General features: G+C 70.9%; 9 protein-coding genes and 1 tRNA gene. 7 read left to right on the top strand and 3 right to left on the bottom strand.

Annotated elements, in window-relative coordinates:
- The first annotated feature begins 88 nt into the window (after window positions 1-88).
- Together nudC and CRP27_RS10755 are read left to right on the top strand one after the other, a co-directional pair.
- A complete protein-coding gene (gene nudC / locus CRP27_RS10760; protein WP_097180660.1) occupies window positions 89-1,024 on the top strand; it encodes an NAD(+) diphosphatase in 936 nt (311 codons plus the stop codon).
- Window positions 1,021-2,769, top strand: coding sequence for an ATP-dependent helicase (locus CRP27_RS10755; RefSeq protein WP_255257543.1), 1,749 nt, complete (start codon window positions 1,021-1,023; stop codon window positions 2,767-2,769). Before nudC ends, CRP27_RS10755 begins: the two co-directional genes overlap by 4 nt.
- Here CRP27_RS10755 and CRP27_RS10750 read toward each other — a convergent pair.
- Window positions 2,660-3,517, bottom strand: a complete 858-nt coding sequence (locus CRP27_RS10750; RefSeq protein ID WP_097180659.1) for a TOMM precursor leader peptide-binding protein — start codon at window positions 3,515-3,517, stop codon at window positions 2,660-2,662. The two genes, CRP27_RS10755 and CRP27_RS10750, sit on opposite strands and share 110 nt — an antisense overlap.
- 59 nt (window positions 3,518-3,576) lie before the next feature.
- On the bottom strand, window positions 3,577-4,968 hold the full coding sequence (locus CRP27_RS10745; RefSeq protein WP_097180658.1) for a zinc-dependent metalloprotease: 1,392 nt from the start codon (window positions 4,966-4,968) through the stop codon (window positions 3,577-3,579).
- Between the two features lie 106 nt (window positions 4,969-5,074).
- On the opposite strand from CRP27_RS10745, the gene CRP27_RS10740 reads away from it, so the two are divergent.
- The 4 genes from CRP27_RS10740 to CRP27_RS10725 all read left to right on the top strand — a co-directional run bounded on the left by CRP27_RS10740 (window position 5,075) and on the right by CRP27_RS10725 (window position 10,458).
- A complete protein-coding gene (locus CRP27_RS10740) occupies window positions 5,075-6,184 on the top strand; it encodes a PDZ domain-containing protein (RefSeq protein ID WP_255257542.1) in 1,110 nt (369 codons plus the stop codon).
- Window positions 6,185-6,423: 239 nt separating this feature from the next.
- On the top strand, window positions 6,424-9,414 hold the full coding sequence (locus tag CRP27_RS10735; RefSeq protein ID WP_176505555.1) for a UPF0182 family protein: 2,991 nt from the start codon (window positions 6,424-6,426) through the stop codon (window positions 9,412-9,414).
- A gap of 64 nt (window positions 9,415-9,478) precedes the next feature.
- Window positions 9,479-9,555, top strand: a tRNA-Met gene (locus CRP27_RS10730).
- 90 nt (window positions 9,556-9,645) lie between these two features.
- A complete protein-coding gene (locus tag CRP27_RS10725; protein ID WP_097180656.1) occupies window positions 9,646-10,458 on the top strand; it encodes a carbon-nitrogen hydrolase family protein in 813 nt (270 codons plus the stop codon).
- A gap of 324 nt (window positions 10,459-10,782) precedes the next feature.
- Here the strand turns inward: CRP27_RS10725 and CRP27_RS10720 are convergent, their stop codons facing one another.
- Entirely contained in the window at window positions 10,783-11,985 is a 1,203-nt protein-coding gene (locus CRP27_RS10720) for an aminotransferase class I/II-fold pyridoxal phosphate-dependent enzyme (protein WP_097180655.1), read from the bottom strand.
- Window positions 11,986-12,177: 192 nt separating this feature from the next.
- Between CRP27_RS10720 and CRP27_RS18370 the strand changes: the two genes are divergently transcribed.
- Window positions 12,178-14,154, top strand: a complete 1,977-nt coding sequence (locus CRP27_RS18370; protein ID WP_217990727.1) for a S1C family serine protease — start codon at window positions 12,178-12,180, stop codon at window positions 14,152-14,154.
- The last annotated feature ends 19 nt before the right edge of the window (window positions 14,155-14,173 follow it).

The following is a 14,173-nucleotide window of genomic DNA, read 5'->3' as shown; positions in this document are numbered from 1 at the left end:
GCAGCAGGTGGACGAGCGTGCGCCACGCTGGCCCGGGCAGTGCCGGGAGTTCCCGTCCCGTACCGATCGACCCGAGGAGCCCCCTGCCGTGACCGTCGAGTTCGCCGCCCGGCTCCCCCTCTCCCGCAACGACCTCGACCGTGACGCCGAGTTCCGCACGACGCCAGACGTCGAACGCGTGCTGCGGGACGACCCCGCGACCCGGTACCTGCCGGTGCGTGGTTCGGAGATGCTCCGGAACGCCGACGGCACGCTGCGCTTCGTGTCCGCGTCCGACGTCAGCGAGGGGACGGTCACGCTGTACCTCGGTCGTGCCGTGTCGGACGCTCCCGATGCGCCCGCGGGCACCCGGTTCGTGGCCGCCTTCGTCGACGCCGCCACCGCCGACGCGATCGAACCCGACGACGACGCCTGGGAGAGCCTGCGCATGTTCGGCACCGAGCTGTCGCCGCGGGACCAGGGCCTCGCGGTCGAGGCCGTCGCGATGGCGAACTGGCACGCGGTGCACGGGTTCTCGCCCCGGACCGGTTCCGCGACCGAGGTCGTGACCGGCGGCTGGGTCCGCCGGGACCCCGAGGGGCACGAGCACTTCCCGCGCACCGACGCCGCGATCATCGTCGGCGTGACCGACGCCGACGACCGGATCCTGCTCGGCTCGAACGCGGCGTGGGACGCGAACCGCTACTCCCTGCTCGCGGGCTTCGTCGAACCGGGCGAGTCCCTCGAGGACGCCGTCCGCCGCGAGGTCTGGGAGGAGTCGGGTGTCCACGTCGAGGAACCCGAGTACCTCGGCTCGCAGCCGTGGCCGTTCCCGGCGTCGCTCATGCTCGGGTTCCGCGCCCGGGCGGTGGACGGGGACCCGACGACCGCGCGGCCCGACGGCGTGGAGATCCTCGACGTGCGCTGGTTCTCGCGGGACGAGATCCGGGAGCGTGCCGGCGACACCCTGCTGCTGCCGGGCAGGACGTCGATCGCCCGCGCCATCATCGAGGAGTGGTACGGCGGGCCGCTGGACCTGCCGTGAGCGAGGTGGCCCCGGGCGTCCGCCCACCGTCGCCTGACGAGCTGCTCGCCGCCCTCGACGCCGAACAGCGCACCGTCGCCCGGACCCTGCTCGGCCCGGTGGCGGTCCTCGCCGGTGCCGGCACCGGCAAGACCCGCGCGATCACCCACCGCATCGCGTACGGCGTCGCGACGGGCACCTACGCGCCGAACCACGTCCTGGCGCTGACCTTCACCACGCGTGCCGCCGGTGAGCTGCGGTCGCGGCTGCGGTCGCTCGGCGCGGGCACCGTGCAGGCACGGACCTTCCACGCCGCGGCGATGGCGCAGCTCAGCTACTTCTGGCCGGACACCGTCGGCGGGCACGCCCCGCGCATCGTCGAGTCGAAGGGCCGGATGATCGCGCACGCGGCCGACACGGTCGGGCTGCGCGTCGACACCCCGACGCTCCGCGACCTGGCGGGCGAGCTCGAGTGGCGCAAGGTCCAGATGCTGTCCTACGACGAGTACGAGGCGGCGGCGGCCGACCGGGTGATGCCGCGGGACACCTCGCCGCGCCGGGTCCTCGACCTCATGCGTGCCTACGAGCAGCTGAAGGACGACCGCCGGCAGCTCGACTTCGAGGACGTCCTGCTCGCCACCCTCGGGATGGTGGAGTCCGAGCCGCGGGTGGCCTCGTACGTCCGACAGCAGTACCGCTTCTTCGTCGTCGACGAGTACCAGGACGTCTCGCCGGTGCAGCACGACCTGCTCCGGGCCTGGCTCGGCGGCCGGGACGACCTGTGCGTCGTCGGTGACGCCAGCCAGACGATCTACTCGTTCGCGGGTGCCTCGAGTCGGTACCTGCTCGGCTTCGGGTCGGAGTTCCCGCGCGGGTCCGTGCTGCGCCTCGAGCGGAACTACCGGTCGACGCGGCAGGTCGTGCACGCCGCCAACGCCCTGATGCGCGGGCAGCCGGGTGCGCTCGACCTCGTCGCGCAGACCACGGAGCCGGGTCCGGAGCCCGAGGTGCTGGCGTGCGTGCACGACGGGGACGAAGCCCAGACGGTGGCGCGCACCATCGCTTCCCTGGTCGCCGACCCGGCCACGCCCGCGTCGTACGGGGACGTCGCGGTGCTGTACCGCGTCGGTGCCCAGGCCGCGGCGATCGAGTCGGCGCTCGGCCGAGCCGGCATCCCGTACCGCGTCCAGGGCGGCACCCGGTTCTTCGACCGGCCCGAGGTGAAGCTCGCGGTGCACCACATGCGCGGCGAGGCCGTCCGGCAGACCGACGACGAACTCACCCGGCGGGTCGGCCTCGTGCTGCAGGTGAGCGGCTGGACGCCGACGCCGCCCGAGGGCACCGGCGCGGTGCGGGACCAGTGGGACGCGCTCCAGGCGATCATGGGCCTCGCCGAGGACGCCCCTGCTGGCACGACCATGCAGCAGTTCACCCAGGACCTCGTCGACCGTGCCGCGACGCACCACGAACCCGAGCTCGACGCCGTCACCCTCGCCACGCTGCACTCGTCGAAGGGCCTCGAGTGGCCGCACGTCGTGGTCATCGGTGCCGCCGAGGGGCTGCTGCCGATCTCGCACGCGACGACCGACGCCGAGGTCGACGAGGAACGCCGGCTGTTCTACGTCGGCCTGACCCGTGCCCGTCGTTCGGTGACGATCACGTGGTCCGGACAGGGCTCCACGCGTGGGGGAGCCCGGGTGGCGAGTCGCTTCCTGGCAGCGCTCGGCACGCACACCGCGGATGGAGCCGCACCGGCTGGCGACTGACCGACAGGTCGTCGCGGTCGAACACCAGCTGCTCGAGCCCCGGCCGCTGCGTGACGAGCGGCAACCGCTCGAGCAGCATCCGGATCGTGGCCGCCGCCACCGCCGCGGTCCGGTACGGGGACAGCGGTGGCGCCGGACGACCCCACACCTGCGCGGCGATCGCCGGCCACGACGGGTCGTCGTCGGCGTGGGCGTACTCGACGCACTGGAGGCACGGGCCCGCACCCGGGACGACGAACGGTCCGACCCGCACCCGGCCGTCACCCACCACGACCGACAGGTGCGGCACGCCACGTCGGGTCCACGCTGCCCGGAGGGCCGGGTCAACCACGTGGTCGGCGACCACGACCGCCAGACGCGGGTCCTGCTCCGGCACGACGACCGGGCCGCCGCGGGGTGCCGACGTGCGGGCGACGGTGACGCCCTCGCCCGCGAGCAGGTCGGCGACCGTGTCCGCCAACGGACCGGTGCCGTGCACCTCGACGCGGGACAGCGGTTCGGGCAGGACGTCGACGACGGCGGGCGACGCCGCTCCGAGCACCCGTGCGGCGACGTCCGGCGCGCACCCGGTCGCCGCGGCGAGGCCGGACAGTGCCTCGCGCCCCGTCTCACGACGGAGCGCGCACAGGAACCGTTCCTCGCCCGTGGTCGGGACGGCGACCACGGCCCGCGGCGGATCGACCCCGAGCTGGACCGTCGTCGGGTCGCGCCAGACGAACTCGAGCGTCGGATCGATGCGGATGCCCATGCCCCCACGCTGACGGACGGCGCCGTCGCGCGGGGGAGCGGCCCCGGATCTGTGGAGAACTACTTCGGAGTGTCGCCCTCGTCGGCGTCGCCCTCGTCGACGTTCCCGGACTCGTCCTCCCGCGGCCGGTCGCCCGTCGCGTCGTTGAGGAGGTCCTCGAGCGCCTTGTCGAACTCGTCGTCCTCGGCGGACTGCCCCGGGTTCTTGAGCCGCGCGACGAAGGCGTCCGGCGCGTCGATGTCGTCGGAGGTCGGGACGGCGTCGAAGTGCGACCACAGGGCGTCGCGCTGCTCGGTGCCGAGCTCGTCGGTGACCCGCTGCCACATCGCGGCAGCCTCGCGGAGCCGACGGGGGCGGAGTTCGAGACCGACGAGCGTGGCGAAGGCCGACTCCGCCGGACCGCCGGCAGCACGACGGCGCCGGACCATCTCGGCGATCGCGCCGGACTTCGGCAGGCGTTCGGTCGCCGCCGCGGTCACGGTGTCGACCCAGCCCTCGACGAGCGCGAGCATGGTCTCGAGGCGGGCGAGCGCTGCCTCTTGTTCCTCGGTGCGCGGCGGGATGAGCGCGCCGGAGGCCAGGGCGTCGCGGAGCTGCTCCTGGTTCGTCGGGTCGATCTCGGACGCGAGCTCCTCGACGCGGTCGAACGGGATGTGGATGCCCCGCGCGTAGTCGGTGATCGACGAGATGATGTGCAGCCGGAGCCAGCGCGCGGAGCGGAACAGCCGGGCGTGCGCGAGCTCGCGGACCGCCAGGTAGATGCGGACCTCGTCCTCGGGGACGTCGAGGCCCTCGGCGAACTCGGCCACGTTCTGCGGCAGGAGCGCGGCGACCTGCTCGTCGAGGAGCGGCACACCGACGTCACCGCCGGACACGACCTCCTTCGAGAGCTGCCCGACGACCTGGCCGAGCTGGATCGCGAACAGGGCGCCACCGACGCCCCGCATCGCCTTGGAGACGTCGCCGAGCATCGCCTTGAGTTGCTCCGGTGCCCGCTGCTCGATCGCCTCGGTCAGGGCGTTCGAGATGCTCAGCGCCACGGGTTCGGCGATCTGTGCCCACACCGGGGTGGTCGCCTTCGCCCACTGTTCACGGGTGTACAGGCTCGGGGTCGCGGTGAGTTCGGCGACGGTGGTGGCCTCGTCCAGCCAGAGGGCAGCGACCTGGAACGCCTGGTCCGCCGCCTGCGAGGTCGCGGGGTCGACCGGGTGGCCGCCCTCCCGCGCGATGGCCGTGGCCCGCTCCGAGGCGACCGAGAAGTCGATGCCGTCCCCGCCAGACTGGGCGGCACGCTGCAGCTGGCTCATCAGGTTCGCCACGAAGGCCGGGTCGTTCGGCAGGCCGGCGGCACCGGCGAGCTGCGACGGGTCGATCTGGCCCTCGCCGGACAGGAGCTTGCGGAGCATCTCCTGGAAGTCGTCGTCCGGCCCCGGCTGCGGTTCATCAGGCATGACGACTACGCTAATCGCTGCTCACGGGGCCGCACCTGGGACGCCCCCGTGGGAACGCCCGAACCGCTGCGCCGAGGGCGAACAGCCCGCCCTGGAAGGACGTTGTGTGACCCTCTTCGCCGCCGAGCCCCGTCGTCGTTCGCGCTCCAGGACCGTCGGGTGGGCGTTCGTGATCGGGGCCGTCGTCCTCGGGCTGCTCGCGAGCTTCCTGCCGAGCCCGTACCTCATCGAGGTACCGGGCCCCGTGTACAACACGATCGGGACGCAGAAGCAGGGCACGGGCAAGGACGCGAAGAACGTCAAGCTCATCCAGGTCGACGGTCACCCGACCTACCCGACGGCCGGCGCGCTCGACATGCTCACCGTCGGGATCCAGGGCGACGCCACCAACCGGCCGTCCTGGACCAGCGTCATCCGCGCGCTGTTCACCAGGTCCGAGGCGGTGATCCCGGCCTCCGCGATCTACCCAGAGGGCGTGACCACCGACCAGGTGAACCAGCAGGACACCGCGGACATGCAGGCCTCGCAGCAGTCCGCGGTCGCCGCCGCCCTCATCCAGCAGGGCTACGAACTGCCCACCGACCTCGAGGTCGGCACCGTCCAGAAGGACTCCGCCGCGGACGGCGTCATCGAGAAGGGCGACGTCATCCGCTCGTTCGACGGGACCTCCCTCACCGAGAACGCGGACGCCACGTCGCTCCGGGAGCTCGTCGCGAAGCACGGCACGTCCGACCCGGCGAAGGTCGTCATCGAGCGCGACGGCACCGAGAAGACCGTGGAGCTCACGCCGCGGAACGAGCAGGGAACGGCTCTCATCGGCGTCGGCGTCACCGAGCGGTACGACTTCCCGTTCCGCGTCTCCATCGAGCTCCAGGACGTCGGCGGCCCCTCGGCCGGCATGATGTTCGCCCTCGGGATCATCGACGAGATCACGCCGGGCAAGCTCAACGGCGGCAAGCACGTCGCGGGCACCGGCACCATCACCGCCGACGGCGAGGTCGGCGCGATCGGCGGCATCCGGCAGAAGATGTACGGCGCGAAGGACGCCGGCGCGACCGTCTTCCTCGCACCGGCCGACAACTGCGACGAGGTCGTCGGGCACGTCCCGTCCGGCCTCGACGTCTACAAGGTGAGCACCCTCGACCAGGCGGTCACGGACCTCGAGACCATCGCCTCCGGGAAGAGCACCGCGAAGCTCGCGCGCTGCACGTCGTAGGGCCGGCCACGCGCTCCACGCGACGTCCGCGGCCGTCGCGATCCGTGCCTCCAGGCAGTCCTCCTGGAGGCGCGACGCGCCTTCCTGAGTCTCCGTACAGTTTCAGACGTGCTCGGGCCACATAGGATCGATGCACTGACGGCCCGCCGCGCCGGGCCCGCCGGTTCGACACGTCTGGAGCACATCAAGTGACGACAACCTCGTCCACCTCGGGGCGGCGTTCGCCGCGGGTCCCGATCGTGGTCACGATCATCGTGCTGGCCGCACTGGTGATCGCCTTCTTCATCTTCGCGAGCCTGTACACCGACTACGCGTGGTTCGCGCAGCTCGGCTTCCAGCAGGTCCTGACCACGCGGTGGATCGCCGGGACGTTGATGTTCCTCGCCGGGTTCCTCGGGATGGCGGTGCCCGTCTACGCGAGCATCGCGATCGCGTTCCGGTTCCGGCCGGTCTACGCGAAGCTCAACTCGCAGCTCGACCGCTACCAGCAGGTCATCGAGCCGCTGCGTCGCGCCGTGATGATCGGCATCCCGGTCGTCCTCGGCATCTTCGCGGGGCTGTCGACCGCGGGGCGCTGGAGCATGGTGCTCGAGTACTTCAACCGCACGCCGTTCGGCAAGACCGACCCGCAGTTCGGACTCGACATCGGGTTCTACGTGTTCGAGCTGCCGTTCTGGCGCGCGATCGTGGCGTACTCGTCGGCCGTCGTGCTCATCGCGGGACTCGCCGCGCTCGCCGCGTGCTACCTGTACGGCGCCATGCGCTTCGGCGGCCGCGAGGTCCGCATCTCGAAGGCCGCTCGGATCCAGCTCGCCGTCACCGCCGCGGTCTACATCGCGCTGCAGGCGGTCAGCCTCTGGCTCGACCAGTACGCCGCGCTGACGAAGTCGAACTCGCTCATCACGGGTGCGCAGTACACCGAGGTGAACGCCGTCATCCCTGGCCGCGAGATCATGGCCGGCATCGCGGCGATCGTCGCGATCCTGTTCATCGTCACCGCGGTCATCGGCCGCTGGCGCATCTCGATCGTCGGCACCGGGCTGCTGCTCGTCGCGGCGATCGTCATCGGCGGGATCTACCCCTGGATCGTCCAGCGCCTGCAGGTGAAGCCGTCCGAGCGCACGTTCGAGTCGGCGTACATCGAACGGAACATCAAGGCCACCCGTGACGCGTACGGCGTCTCCGGGGTGCAGGAGAAGAACTACGACGCGACGACGGAGGCCAGCTCCGGCGCCCTGGCGCAGGACGCCCAGACCACGGCGAACATCCGCCTGATCGACCCGAAGATCGTCTCCGACACCTTCAGCCAGCTGCAGCAGTACCGGCAGTACTACCAGTTCCCGAAGGAACTCGACGTCGACCGCTACGACGTCAAGGGTCAGACCGAGGACACCGTGATCGCGGTCCGCGACATCGACCTGGACGGGCTGAGCTCGCAGGCGAACACCCCGTACAACCGGGCGTTCGTCTACACCCACGGCTACGGGGTCACCGCGGCCTTCGGCAACCAGCGGGCCAGCGACGGCAAGCCGGTCTTCCTCGAGTCGGGCATCCCGTCGAACGGTGCACTCGGGGACTTCCAGCAGCGCGTGTACTTCGGTGAGACCTCGCCGGCGTACTCGATCGTCGGTGCGCCGAAGGGCTCGAAGAACGTCGAGCTCGACTACCCGTCCGGCTCCGACGACAGCAACGGCGGCAACGCCACGACGACCTACGCCGGCAACGGCGGGCCCAGCCTCGGCAACTTCTTCAACCGGCTCGTCTACGCGGCGAAGTTCCAGTCCGAGCAGATCCTGCTGTCGGACGCGGTCAACCAGGACTCGCAGATCCTGTACGACCGCGACCCGATCTCCCGCGTGCAGAAGGTCGCGCCGTACCTGACGCTCGACAGCGACGCGTACCCGGCGATCGTCGACCACCGCATCCAGTGGGTCGTCGACGGCTACACGACGAGCGACGCGTACCCGTACTCGCAGAGCCAGAGCCTGTCGGACAGCATCGCCGGCTCCGAGTCCTCGGCGTACCGGACCGACCAGGTGAACTACATCCGGAACTCGGTGAAGGCCACGGTCGACGCGTACACGGGCAAGGTCACCCTGTACTCCTGGGACACCAAGGACCCGGTGCTGAAGACCTGGGAGAAGATCTTCCCGACCGCGGTCAAGCCGGTGTCCTCGATGAGCGCGGAACTGCTCGACCACGTCCGGTACCCGACCGACCTGTTCAAGGTGCAGCGGTCGATCCTCGGCACCTACCACGTCACCAACGCGAACTCGTTCTACTCGGGCGACGACGCGTGGAACACGCCGCAGGAGCCGACGTCGGGCACGAACGACTCGTCCGACACCGCCGACACGTCGACGACCACGAACTCGGGCACGAACGCGCTCGGGGCGACCACGACGACCACCAGGGCGAACCTGCAGGATCCGTACTACCTCACGATGAAGGTGCCTGGTCAGGGGACCGCGTACACGCTGTACACGACGTACATACCCCAGCAGTCGGCCGGCTCGAACAACCGCAACGTGCTCACCGGGTACCTCGCGGTGGACTCCGACGCGGGCGGTGCGGGCAAGGGCAAGAAGGCGTCCGGCTACGGCAAGCTCACGCTGTTGACGATGCCGAAGACGGACAACATCCCGGGTCCGGCGCAAGTGCAGAACCTGTTCAACTCGGACACCACGGTGTCGCAGGAGCTGAACATCCTGAAGCGGGGCAACTCGACCGTCAAGCAGGGCAACCTGCTGACGCTCCCGGTCGGTGGCGGGTTCCTCTACGTCCAGCCCGTGTACGTCCAGTCGACCTCGAGCGGTTCGTACCCGCTGCTGCAGAAGGTCCTCGTGGCGTTCGGCGACAAGATCGCGTTCGAGGACACCCTCGACGAGGCCCTCAACAGCCTCTTCGGCGGTGACTCGGGTGCCGCTGCCGGTGACCAGGGCGCGGCCGGTGGCTCGTCGGGGTCCTCGGGGTCTGACTCCGGGTCGTCGTCCGGGTCCGACTCCGGATCGTCGTCGGGCTCCGACTCCGGCTCGTCCGCGGGTTCGGGTTCGTCGTCCGACTCGGGGACCGACAACGCGGCGCTGCAGAAGGCCCTCAACGACGCCAAGCAGGCGCTGCAGGACCGTCAGGACGCCTACGCGGACAACGACCTGGTCGCCGCCGCCGAGGCCGACCAGCGCCTGCAGGAAGCGATCCAGGCCGCCACCGAGGCCGAGAGCGGGAACTAGACACACCGTGGCGGGGAGCTCGATTTGTGCCCCGCCACGGCCCCGTGTAGGCTGATCAACGTGCCGCGGGGTGGAGCAGTTCGGTAGCTCGCTGGGCTCATAACCCAGAGGTCGTAGGTTCAAATCCTGCCCCCGCAACCAAGCGTCACAGAGAAGGCCCCGGTCCAGTCGGACCGGGGCCTTCTTCGTGGGCCCGGGCCCCTGGCTCGTGCTGGCCGGTACGCTCGGCGGATGGGCACCCTGACGATCGCCGCGGCGCAGTTCGCACCCGTGGACGACCCCGCCGCCAACCTCGAGACCGTCCGTTCCGCGGCGGTGGATGCGGTTTCGCGGGGTGCCGACCTGCTCGTGACGCCGGAGTACACCTCGTACTTCACGGCCGAGATCGACGACCGGTTCGTCGCGGCAGCGCAGCCGCTCGACGGCCCGTTCGTCAGCGGTCTGCAGGCCATCGCCCGCGACACCGGGATCGCACTCGTGGTCGGGGTCGCGGAGAGCGGTTCGGCCGACCGCTTCCGGAACACCCTCGTCGCCGTGCTGCCGGACGGCTCGATCGCCGCGGCGTACCGGAAGGTGCACCTCTACGACGCGTTCGGGTCCCGGGAGTCCGACCGCATCGAGTCCGGTGACCCAGCGCAGCTCCCGGTGTTCGAGCTCGGTGGTGTCCGGATCGGCCTGGAGACCTGCTACGACCTGCGCTTCCCCGAGGTCACCCGCCGCCTCGCCGCCCCGGAGCACGGAGCCGCCGACGTCGTGGTGCTCCCCGCCGAGTGGGTTCGTGGACCGGGCAAGGAACACCACTGGCGCACCCTGCTGACCGCGCGCGCCATCGAGAACACCGTGTGGGTGGTGGGCGTCGGGCAGACTCCGCCGATCGGCATCGGGGGCTCGGTCGTGCTGGACCCGTCCGGGGTCGCTGTGGCTGCGGCCGGTGCGGTCCCGGGGATGCTCGTCGCGACGGTCGACACGGCGGTGACGGAGTCGGTCCGGCAGACGAACCCCTCCCTGGCCCTGCGGCGCTACGAGGTCACGCTGCGCGACTGACCCGCGCGCGCTGCGGCCCGGGCGCTGGCTGCTCGTCCGTCCGTCGCGAGCGGGCGGAATGTGTGCCGTCCGGTGGGTGAGGGGGACGTGTTTCGCCCGCTCGTGTTCGGCGCGCTTGGGGTCGGTCCGGTGTTCGTCGCGAGCGGGCGGAATGTGTGCCGTTCGGTGGGCGAGGGGGACGTGTTTCGCCCGCTCGTGTTCGGCGCGCGTCGGGTCGGTCCGGTGTTCGTCGCGAGCGGGCGGAATGTGTGCCGTTCGGTGGGCGAGGGGACGTATTTCGCCCGCTCGCGCAGGGACGGACGTCGGCGGCAGGACCCCGGGCCGTCAGGCGTGCGGGGTGAGCCCTGCCAGTCGGGCCGCCGCGTCCTCGAGTACCGAGCGGCGCTTGCAGAAGGCGAACCGGACGAGCGAGCGGTACCCGGCGGCGTGGTCCGGCCGGACGAACGCCGACACGGGAACGCCGACCACGCCGGCGAGCTCGGGCAGCTTCGTGCAGAACTCGCGGGCATCGTCGTACCCGAGCGCGGCGGCATCGGCGATGACGAAGTAGCCACCGTCCGGCCGCATGACCTCGAAGCCGGCGGCGCGGAGACCGGCGGCGAGCAGGTCGTGCTTCGCGGAGAGCTCGGCCGCGATCCCGGCGAACACCGAGTCGGGCAGCCGCAGTCCGGCGGCGACCGCGGGTTGGAACGGGGCGCCGTTCACGAAGGTCAGGAACTGCTTCACGGACGTGATGGCGTCGACAATTGCCGGGGGAGCCGTGAGCCAGCCGATCTTCCAACCCGTGGTGCTGAAGGTCTTCCCAGCGCTCGAGATCGTGACGGTGCGGTCGGCGGCGCCGGGAAGGCTGGCGATCGGCACGTGGGGGACGTCGAACGTCAGGTGCTCGTAGACCTCGTCCGTGACGATCAGCGCGTCGTACTGCTCGGCGAGCTCGACGATCGTCGCGAGCACCTCGTCGGGGAGCACCCGCCCGGTCGGGTTGTGCGGCGTGTTCACCAGCACGACCCGCGTGCGGTCCGAGAACGCGGCGCGGAGCGTGTCCTCGTCGGGCAGGAAGTCCGGTGCCGTCAGCGGGACGGTCACGTGCGTCCCTCCGGCCAGCCGGATGAGCGCGCCGTAAGCGTCGTAGAAGGGCTCGAAGGTCACGACTTCGTCGCCGGGTTCGACGAAGGCGAGGAGGGTCGCAGCCAGGGCTTCGGTCGCACCGGCCGTGACGAGGACCTGCCGGTCGGGGTCGACCTCGAGGTCGTACCACCGCGCCTGGTGCTCGCTGACGGCCAGGCGCAGGTCCGGCGTCCCACGTCCAGGCGGGTACTGGTTGACGCCGTCCCGGATCGCGGCGACGGCGGCGTCGAGGACCTCGACGGGGCCGTCCTCGTCCGGGAAGCCCTGCCCGAGGTTGATCGCACCGGTCGCGGCGGCCAGGGCGCTCATCTCGGCGAAAACGGTCGGTGCGGGGACACCGTCGGATCCGAGGAGCATCGCTCCCTCGGCTGCTCGCAACCAGGGTCCTGCCTGCCGCATGTGATTCCCTCCGAGGTGTCGACCGCGCCGTGCGGTGCCGAACGCACCCAACCTACTGGCGGACCGACGCACCATCCGAGCGCTCGCCCACAGCCCACGCATAAGATCGCCATAGGTCGCTCGCAGCGTCAGCAGGAGCAGCGCTCAGGTGGGTCCGACAGACTGCACGAGCTTGAAAGGAGCACGTCCAGCATGACCGACACCACGCCCCACGGGCAGGACGACGACTTCCGTCCGGACGACACGGCTGCACAGGCCGCATCCGAGGACGCCGCGACGAACGACTCCGAGCACACGAACGCCGCTCCGGCGAGTGACGAGCGAGCGGACCACACCGACGTGATCGACGCCGCTCCCGCGAACGAGACCGACGTCATTGCCGCGTCGACCGATCACCCGACCGACCGGTACACGGCTCCGTACCCGACGGTCGCACCGGAGACGGCGCAGACGAGCCAGTACGGCCAGACCAGCCAGTACGGCCAGACGAGCCAGTACGGCCAGGGCAGCCAGGCAACAGGCGGGTACGGCCAGCACGCGACCCCGTACGGCACCGACCAGGCGCCGACCGGCCAGTACGGCCAGCCGCAGCAGCAGGAGCAGCCGACGAACCAGTACGGCCAGACCCAGTACGGCCAGAACCAGCCGACGAACCAGTACGGCCAGAGCCAGTACGGGCAGGCGCAGCAGGCGAGCCAGTACGGTCAGGGCCAGTACGGCCAACCCCAGCCCGCCTCCGGCCAGCAGCAGCCCCGCTACGGCGAGTACGCCCAGCCCACCTCCGCCCCCGCATCGGCCTCCGAGTACTCCGGGTACGCCGGCGCTCCTTCGGCGCAGGCCCCGACCTCGGCCACCAGCTCCTTCGGTGACGTCGACGGCTCCAACCAGCGCAACGGCCACTACTTCGGCGCCGCCGCGACCGGTGCTGGCGCAGGTGCAGCCACCGGCACCACGACCCGCTCGAAGGACGGCCGCGGACGCCTCGTCCTCCCGATCGTCGCCGGCCTCGTCGTCGCCGGCCTCGTCGGCGGCGGCGCCGGCTGGCTCGCCGGATCCAGCCAGAGCGGCGGCACCGTCGTCGGTTCCTCGACGTCGCAGAACGGCGGGAACCTGACGGTCAACGACTACAACAACGCGACGGTCGTCACCGCCGTGGCCGCCCAGGCGACCCCGTCGGTCGTGACGATCAACGTGTCGTCGAGCAGCGAAGCCGGCACCGGTTCGGGCGTCGTGTTCAGCAAGGACGGCTACATCGTCACGAACACCCACGTGGTGACGCTCGACGGCGACAGCTCGAACGGTTCGATCACGGTCACGACCTCCGACGGCAAGATCTACCCGGCGAAGCTCGTCGGCACGGACCCGACGGTGGACCTCGCGGTCATCAAGATCGACGCCACCGACATGAAGCCGATCAGCTTCGCGGATTCGTCCGACCTCAACGTCGGTGACACCGCGGTCGCGATCGGTGCGCCGCTCGGCCTGTCGAACACCGTCACCGACGGCATCGTCTCGACCCTCAGCCGCAGCATCCAGGTGACCTCGAGCGCTCCCAGTGAGGGCGGCGACTCGAACGAGGGCGGCAACGGCAGCAGCGGCGGCCCGTTCGACTTCTGGGGCAACGGCGACAACGGCAGCAGCTCCTCCTCGAACACCACGGTCTCGCTCCCGGTCATCCAGACCGATGCCTCGATCAACCCGGGCAACTCCGGCGGTGCGCTCCTCGACTCCAAGGGCAAGCTGATCGGCATCAACGTGGCGATCGCGAGCGCGAGCAGCTCGTCCGACTCGTCGAGCCAGTCCGGCAGCATCGGCGTCGGCTTCTCGATCCCCTCGAACCTCGTCAAGCGCGTGGCGAACGAGATCAAGGAGAACGGGTCGGCGACGCACGGTCTGCTCGGCGCGACGGTCGGCGACGCCGCCGAGGACGCCAAGGCCACCCAGATGGGCGGGCTCATCAAGTCCGTCTCGTCCGGCGGCGCGGCGGCGAAGGCCGGTCTGCAGAAGGGCGACGTGGTCACCAAGATCGGTTCGGCGACGGTCTCCGACGCCACCGACCTGACGGCGCAGGTCCGCTACTTCGCGGGTGGCGCCAAGACGACCATCACCTACATCCGCGGCGGCGAGACCCGCGAGACGGACGTCACGCTCGGGACCTACAAGGGCTGACGCGCGTCAGCGGAACGCA

It is taken from the genome of Curtobacterium sp. 314Chir4.1 (assembly GCF_900215175.1).
Taxonomy (GTDB): domain Bacteria; phylum Actinomycetota; class Actinomycetes; order Actinomycetales; family Microbacteriaceae; genus Curtobacterium; species Curtobacterium pusillum_A.
The sequence above is the reverse complement of the archived record's forward strand: the minus strand, read 5'-3'. Positions and strand labels throughout refer to the sequence as shown.

Bases quoted from the DNA above. Each gene is read 5' to 3' on its own strand.
- CRP27_RS10750 (WP_097180659.1), bottom strand. From the start codon at position 3,517: ATGGGCATCCGCATCGATCCGACGCTCGAGTTCGTCTGGCGCGACCCG.
- CRP27_RS10745 (WP_097180658.1), bottom strand. From the start codon at position 4,968: ATGCCTGATGAACCGCAGCCGGGGCCGGACGACGACTTCCAGGAGATG.
- CRP27_RS10725 (WP_097180656.1), top strand. From the start codon at position 9,646: ATGGGCACCCTGACGATCGCCGCGGCGCAGTTCGCACCCGTGGACGAC.
- CRP27_RS10720 (WP_097180655.1), bottom strand. From the start codon at position 11,985: ATGCGGCAGGCAGGACCCTGGTTGCGAGCAGCCGAGGGAGCGATGCTC.
- CRP27_RS18370 (WP_217990727.1), top strand. From the start codon at position 12,178: ATGACCGACACCACGCCCCACGGGCAGGACGACGACTTCCGTCCGGAC.